At 66.5% G+C, this 6,669-nt stretch carries 7 protein-coding genes; 6 read left to right on the top strand and 1 reads right to left on the bottom strand.

Annotated features, from left to right (window positions below; genetic code table 11):
- The first annotated feature begins 114 nt into the window (after positions 1 to 114).
- The 5 genes from Y706_RS0116250 (at position 115) to Y706_RS0116230 (ending at position 4,740) form a co-directional block, all read left to right on the top strand.
- Positions 115 to 1,362 carry an FAD-dependent oxidoreductase gene (locus Y706_RS0116250; protein ID WP_043436308.1) on the top strand — a complete coding sequence of 416 codons (1,248 nt, stop codon included), beginning with the start codon at positions 115 to 117 and terminating at the stop codon, positions 1,360 to 1,362.
- A 71-nt stretch (positions 1,363 to 1,433) separates the two neighbouring features.
- Positions 1,434 to 2,018: an orotate phosphoribosyltransferase gene (gene pyrE, locus Y706_RS0116245; RefSeq protein ID WP_028277435.1), complete on the top strand. Its 585-nt coding sequence runs from the start codon at positions 1,434 to 1,436 to the stop codon at positions 2,016 to 2,018.
- Positions 2,019 to 2,185: 167 nt separating this feature from the next.
- Positions 2,186 to 2,923 (top strand): GAF and ANTAR domain-containing protein, encoded by a 738-nt coding sequence (locus Y706_RS0116240; protein ID WP_043436318.1) that lies wholly within the window; start codon positions 2,186 to 2,188, stop codon positions 2,921 to 2,923.
- A gap of 95 nt (positions 2,924 to 3,018) precedes the next feature.
- Complete coding sequence (locus Y706_RS0116235; RefSeq protein ID WP_028277434.1) at positions 3,019 to 3,564, top strand: hypothetical protein; 546 nt, start codon at positions 3,019 to 3,021, stop codon at positions 3,562 to 3,564.
- Between the two features lie 147 nt (positions 3,565 to 3,711).
- Positions 3,712 to 4,740 (top strand): thioesterase domain-containing protein, encoded by a 1,029-nt coding sequence (locus tag Y706_RS0116230; RefSeq protein WP_028277433.1) that lies wholly within the window; start codon positions 3,712 to 3,714, stop codon positions 4,738 to 4,740.
- Positions 4,741 to 4,763: 23 nt separating this feature from the next.
- On the opposite strand, the gene Y706_RS0116225 is transcribed toward Y706_RS0116230, so the two are convergent.
- Entirely contained in the window at positions 4,764 to 5,594 is an 831-nt protein-coding gene (locus Y706_RS0116225; protein WP_028277432.1) for an HAD-IIA family hydrolase, read from the bottom strand.
- Positions 5,595 to 5,651: 57 nt separating this feature from the next.
- Here Y706_RS0116225 and Y706_RS0116220 point away from each other — a divergent pair, with 57 nt between their 5' ends.
- Positions 5,652 to 6,329 carry a TrmH family RNA methyltransferase gene (locus Y706_RS0116220; RefSeq protein WP_028277431.1) on the top strand — a complete coding sequence of 226 codons (678 nt, stop codon included), beginning with the start codon at positions 5,652 to 5,654 and terminating at the stop codon, positions 6,327 to 6,329.
- Positions 6,330 to 6,669 lie beyond the last annotated feature (340 nt).

Raw genomic sequence — 6,669 nt, 5'->3', positions numbered from 1 at the left:
TTTCGGGCCGGTGCTGCGCGGATCCCCGCCGCGCCGGTCCGAAGCCGCGGCGCGGGTCCGAAACGTGCGCGAAAAACCCTCCCGCGGCACCCCGCGCAGGCGTAGCGTGGGGCCATGGAGAAGACCGGATGCGCGGTGGTGGGCGGTGGACCTGCGGGGATGATGCTGGGCTTGCTCCTGGCACGCGCCGGGGTGCGGGTGACGGTGTTGGAGAAGCACGCCGATTTTCTGCGCGACTTCCGCGGCGACACCGTGCACCCGTCCACCATCCGGCTCATTGACGAACTTGGGCTCGGCCAGGAGTTCCGCCGGCTGCCGCAGAGCCGCCTGAAGAACGTCGTTTTCCCGGTCCCGGGCGGGCCGTCCGTGACCATGGGTGACTTTGACGCCCTGCCGCCGCCGTACAACTACATCGCCATGATGCCGCAGTGGGATTTCCTGAGCTTCCTCGCCGACGCCGCCGCCCAGGAACCGGGGTTTACGCTGCTCATGAGCCACACCGCCACCGGCCTGGTCCGCAACGGGGGCCGCGTCCGCGGAGTCCGCTTCAGGACTCCCGACGGCACGCAGGACGAGCTGCTGGCGGATCTGGTGGTTGCCACGGACGGCCGCCATTCCGCGCTGCGCACTGCGGCCGGGCTGGCGCCAAAGGAGTTCCCGGTGCCCTTCGACACCTGGTGGTTCCGGTTGCCCCGCTATCCCTCCGAAACGGGTGAGGTGGCCGGGCTTGTGCCGGCGTTCGGGCCCGGCGAGGCGCTGCTGGCCCTGTTCCGCAACGACTACTACCAAATGGGCTACCTCGCCGCCAAGGGCGCCGACGCCCGGATCCGTGCGGAAGGCGTTGAGGGCTTTCGACGGCGGGTCGCAGGGCTCCGCCCCGATCTCGCGGACCGGGTGGACGCCATCAAATCCCTCGATGACCTTCACTGGCTGGACGTGCGCCTGAACCGGCTGCGCTCGTGGCACATCAATGGGCTGCTGTTCATCGGGGACGCCGCGCATGCGATGTCCCCGGCCGGCGGCGTCGGAATCAACCTCGCCATCCAGGACGCGGCCGCCGCCGCCGAGTACCTTGCCCCCGCACTGCTCCGGGGCCGGGTAACCACGGCGGACCTTGAGAAAGTGGAACGGCGGCGCCGGCTGCCGACCGTCATTGTGCAGACCGTCCAACGGATCATGCAACGAGCGATCTTCGTCCCGGTCATGACCGGGAAGCGGACAAAATTTCCGGCCGCGGCACTCTTCTTCGCCCGGCACGTTCCGGCGTTCCGCAAGATCATTCCCCGCTTCATCGCCTTTGGCCCGCGGCCCGAGCACGCACCGGCCTTCGCGCGGCGTGCCGAACCCCAGCCGCAGCCCTAGCCCTGACCCGGGACCGACATACAGCTCACCGGCTGGGAATCCGCGGCGGACCAGCCACTAAACTGGGAGCCATGACTGCCACCCGTGACTTCGCAGCCGACGCTGCCGCTGCCCGTGCCCGACTCCTGGAACTGATCAAGGAACTGGCCGTAGTCCGCGGCAAGGTCATCCTCTCCAGCGGCGCCGAAGCCGACTACTACATCGACCTGCGCCGCATCACCCTGCACCACGAGGCGTCCAAACTCGTCGGACAGGTCATGCTCTCGCTGATGGAGGACGCCGGGATCGATTTCGAGTGCGCCGGGGGACTCACCATGGGGGCGGACCCGGTGGGCACCGCCGTCATGCGTGCCGCCGTCGACGCCGGCCGCCCGGTGGACGCTTTCGTGGTCCGCAAGGCGCAGAAGTCCTACGGCATGGGCCGCCAGGTGGAAGGCCCCTCGGTCGAGGGCCGCAAGGTCCTGGTCCTGGAGGACACCTCAACCACCGGCGGGTCCGCGCTGACCGCCGTCGAGGGCGTCCGCAAGGCCGGCGGCAACGTGGTGGCCGTCGCCGTGATCGTGGACCGCGACACCGGGGCCAAGGAAAAGATCGAGGCCGAAGCCGGTGTTCCGTATCTCTTCGCCTTCGGCAAGGACGAACTCGGCCTTAGCTAGGGGTTCGACGCCGGACGGCAGAGGTGGACGGGGTATGGGCCGTGACCTATCATTTGTCCCATACCCGTCCATCCTTTATCTGGAGAACACGCGCCATGCTCCCGTCCGAAAAGTCCCTGAACAGCGGTGTGAACCGCGGCCCTGAGGGGCAGGGCGCCGACATCTCGGTGGGAACGGTCGACCAGATCCAGAACCTGATCCTGGACAGCGCGGACTTCGAAGAGTTCCTGAACGAACTCGCGCGTTTTTCCGCGCACCAGGTGGCCGGCTCCGGCGACGACGCGCTGTGCGGAATCACCCTGCTCCGGGACCGTAAGGCCGCCACGATCGGGTGGAGCAGCGACTCCGCCCGCGAAGTGGACGAGATCCAGTACTCACTGTCCCAGGGCCCCTGCCTGACCGCCGCCAAGGAGGAACGGGAGGTCTACGTCCCGGACCTCTTCGACGAGGACCGCTGGGGTCCTGACTACGCCTCCGCCGTCGCCTCGCACGGCCTGCGCTCGGTGTTGTCGGTGCCTTTCCACCTCCAGGGCGAAGCCCAGGCGGCCCTGAACCTCTACTCCGATGTCCCGCACAAGTTCGACGGCGACGTCGCGGTCCGGGCCCGCGGCTACACCCGCGAAATCTCCCAGGCGCTGCGGCTGGCAGTCCGGTTCTCGCTGCACACGGACAGTGCCACAAACCTGCGCGCCACGCTTGAATCCCGGACCGTGATCGACATGGCCATCGGGATCGTTATGGCCCAGAACCGTTGCGACCAGGAAACGGCTGTCCGGATCCTCACCGATGCCTCCAGCAACGGAAACGTCAAACTCCGCGACATCGCCGCCTCACTGGTGCAATCTGTCGGCGGAACGGCTACCAGGACGCACTACGAAGAGCCGAACCGGCGGCAGGCCGGCTGAACCGGCAGCGGCCTATGACTTGTGTGCGACCACAAGCGCGGATACGCTGAATGCGGTTGAGCCGTCGGCCATAGACATCCTTATTTGGAGTACCTATGGACCAAACACTGCAAGCCCACGTCAAACTCGATGTCGTTTCCGACGTCGTCCGGATTAGTGTCCGGGGGAGCCTCACACAAGCCTCCCGCCCCTCCCTGATGCACATTATCCAGCGCATCCGCCGTATGGGGATCATCTCGCACATCCGCGTCGACCTCGGCCTGGCCGCATTTGTGGAATCAGCGGCGCTGGCCGGCCTGCGCAACGACCTCAACGCGATCGACGGCGGGGCCTCCGGCTCGGAGGTCGCCGGCATGCCGGCTCCCGGCGGAGTCTCCCTGGAACTGACCGCGCACCGCGACGATACCGCCGCATTGCCACCTCTGGACATGGCCGGTGAATTTACGGCCTCGATCGATCCCTCAGGAACCCGGAAGCTGAACCGGTTCTCCGACGACGAACTCTTCGCCGCGAGCGACTCTGTGTTCGGCCTTCTCGATGATCCCGCTGACATGGCACGCTCGGAACTCCTGGCGACCTATGACGAGATCGGTATGGAAATCAGCCGCCGCGAGGTCGGCCGCGAGCCCGAACCCGCGTAACCGGCAACGGCGCCAACCGCGTGCCAACGGCGCCAACCGCGCCAACGGCGTGCCAGCGGCGCTTCCACGCTGGGCTTCGTGACCGCTGTATGGTCCGGTTTCTCATCCCCGCCGAAGCGTGGATACGGTAGAGATGTGCCGGCCGAGATGGATCCGAACCATCCGCGAGGCCCCGGTGCTTCCGAGGCCCGCATGCTCCGCCGCGCCGTCGAGCTTAAACGGGTTTCCCGGCGATCGTTCCTGATCGGCGCCGGGTCCGCGTCGCTGCTGGCGGCGGACATGCTGTTCACTCAGCGCGTGCAGGCCGAGCGGCGTGTCAGCCGGATCCTCCAAGTACCTGACGACGTTGCCGAACGGTATTACCCCCACGCCAGCTGGATCCTGTTCCCCGGCTACAAAACGAGCTGGGAAGAAGCCCTGTGGATCTTGAACGCGCTGCGCGGCTCCCTGAACAAGAGGGGCCAGCTCGCCGCCGTCGGGTATTCCAACGAAGGCCTGGACATCGACGAGGTGGTCATCGCCGTGATCGAGCACGTCCGCGCCCACAATCTCACCACCCTCTACTTCTACGGCCATAGTTTTGGCGGCATGGTGGCAACCCAGGTGGCGGCCCGGCTGCGCGAACTGCACGGCGTCGAAGTGGCGTTCATCCTCCTCGACTCCAGCCCGGCGAGCCGGCACGACGTGCTGGACCAGAGCTGGTTCGAGGGCGTGGTGCTGCTCTACGAAAGCGGGTTCCGCTTCCCCACAGTGCTGCGCGGCGGCTACGAGCTCGGCGAGAGGATGCTGCACAAGAATGAACGCAGTTGGGGCCAGGTGGTGGACCAGACCCTGGAACAGCTGTCCCCGATCGCGCCGTCCAGCGTGCTGATCCAGTCCGAATCCGCGTACATCTTCCACTTTGAGGCCAGCCGTTTCGTCGGGAAGCTGGGCGAAACGAAGATGGCGTTCATTGGCAACCCCCGGGACAAGACGGTGGATTACGAGACCGCCCGGGACACCTGGTCACTGTCCTTCAAAACCAACATGGTCTCGGATGACCTGCGCACCGACGGGGCGAGGCCGGAGCACGCGAGCCCTGGCTGGAGTCCGTTCATCTACCGGCCCATCATCGAGAAACTCCAGGACGATCTCTTCCCGCTGCCCGGCGGCGGCGGGAAGAAGACCGCGTTCTGAGGTATCGCGTTCCGGGGTGTTGCTCAGATCTGGTTCTTGAGGTCCGCCACGGAATTCAGGATCTGGTTCGGCCGGAACGGATACGCGGCGATATCGTCCCGGTGGGTGATGCCGCTGAGCACCAGCACCGTGTGCAGGCCCGCCTCCATGCCGGCGATGATGTCGGTGTCCATGCGGTCACCGATCATCGCCGTGGTTTCCGAGTGCGCGTCGATCTGGTTCATTGCAGACCGGAACATCATCGGGTTGGGCTTGCCCACAATGTACGGTTCGCGGCCCGTGGCCTTGGTGATGAGGGCGGCGATGGCCCCGGTGGCAGGCATGGGGCCGTCCTTCGAGGGCCCGGTGGCGTCCGGGTTGGTGGCGATGAAACGCGCGCCGGCGAGGATCAGGCGGATGGCCATGGTGATGGCTTCAAACGAATACGTGCGGGTCTCGCCGAGCACCACGAAGTCGGGGTTCTGGTCGGTGAGGATGAAGCCGGCCTCGTGGAGCGCCGTCGTGAGTCCTGCTTCGCCGATCGTGTAGGCGCGGTTTCCCGACTCCGAGCCGCGGACCTGGTCCTTGAGGAACTGGGCCGTGGCCAGGGCCGAGGTCCAGATGTTCTCCTCCGGGATTTCCAGCCCGGAAGAGCTCAGCCGGGCCGCGAGGTCCCGGGGCGTGAAGATTGAGTTGTTGGTCAGCACGAGGAACCGCTTGGAGGTGTCCACCCAGCGCTGGATCAGCTCCGCCGCGCCCGGGATGGGCTGGTTCTCGTGGACCAGCACACCATCCATGTCCGTGAGCCAGCACTCGATTTCCTGGCCGCTGCGGTATACCGACGCCGATGAACGTACTTCGTCTGACTCTGCCATGGGGACCTCCGCCGCTGGTGATGTGCTGCTTACTGGCTCCCAGTCTAATGTTGAGGAGTGACTGAACAGCCCGATAGCCCCGCCCCGTCCCTTCCCGCCGCAGAGGAAGGGCCGGAACCAAAGGCGGAGGTCGGCGTCGGCCCCTGGGAAGGCGAACTTCCACAGGGCGGGCACTGGGATCCTGACCTCCTGGCGGACGGCGACCGGCGCAACGTGGTGGACAAATACCGCTACTGGAAGCACGAGGCGATCGTGGCCGACCTGGACTCCAAACGCCACAATTTCCACATCGCGATCGAGAACTGGCAGCACGACCTCAACATCGGCACCGTGGTCCGGACCGCCAACGCGTTCCTGGCCAAGGAAGTCCACATCATCGGACGACGCCGGTGGAACCGCCGCGGGGCCATGGTCACCGACCGCTACCAGCACGTCCGCCACCACCCCACCGTTGAGGACTTCGTGGCCTGGGCGCAGGGGGAGGGGCTGGCGATCATCGGGATCGACATCTTCCCGGACTCGGTACCGCTGGAGACCTACGAACTGCCCAAGGACTGCGTCCTGGTCTTCGGCCAGGAAGGCCCGGGCCTGACCCCTGAAGTCCACGAAGCGGCGCTGGACACCCTGTCGATCGAGCAGTTCGGCTCCACCCGTTCCATCAACGCAGCCTCCGCCGCCGCGATCGCGATGCACGCCTGGATCCGCCGCCACGTGTTCGGCCAGCTCCCGGGCTAAAGCCACTCTTGGGCGTCCGTGGCCCGGGGGTTCCCTGCCGACAAGCGAGCCGTTGACTTGGATCGCAAACCGGCAGACGCTGTCGGTGCAAGGCGAACGCGCGAGGAGAAGGATGTGGACCGGAACCGAAGACATCACCGTCGCACGTCGGATGAGGCCGTCCCGTTCGGCAGGGGAGCGGAAACCCGGTGAGCGGGTTTGTAGACAGCGTCCTGAATGTGGACCCGCTGCTGGCCCTGATCATCGTGGGCCTGCTGGTCTTCGCCGAGGACGCCCTCTTCGTCGGCTTCGTTGTCCCCGGGGAGACCGCCGCGGTTCTGGGCGGGGTCGTGGCCAGCCG

The organism is Arthrobacter sp. I3, assembly GCF_000520575.1.
Taxonomy (GTDB): domain Bacteria; phylum Actinomycetota; class Actinomycetes; order Actinomycetales; family Micrococcaceae; genus Arthrobacter; species Arthrobacter humicola_A.
The sequence above is the reverse complement of the archived record's forward strand: the minus strand, read 5'-3'. Positions and strand labels throughout refer to the sequence as shown.

What these genes read in the sequence shown, in the direction of transcription:
- Y706_RS0116250 (WP_043436308.1), top strand. Translation starts at nt 115, where the DNA reads ATGGAGAAGACCGGATGCGCGGTGGTGGGCGGTGGACCTGCGGGGATG.
- pyrE (WP_028277435.1), top strand. Translation starts at nt 1,434, where the DNA reads ATGACTGCCACCCGTGACTTCGCAGCCGACGCTGCCGCTGCCCGTGCC.
- Y706_RS0116235 (WP_028277434.1), top strand. Translation starts at nt 3,019, where the DNA reads ATGGACCAAACACTGCAAGCCCACGTCAAACTCGATGTCGTTTCCGAC.
- Y706_RS0116230 (WP_028277433.1), top strand. Translation starts at nt 3,712, where the DNA reads ATGGATCCGAACCATCCGCGAGGCCCCGGTGCTTCCGAGGCCCGCATG.
- Y706_RS0116225 (WP_028277432.1), bottom strand. Translation starts at nt 5,594, where the DNA reads ATGGCAGAGTCAGACGAAGTACGTTCATCGGCGTCGGTATACCGCAGC.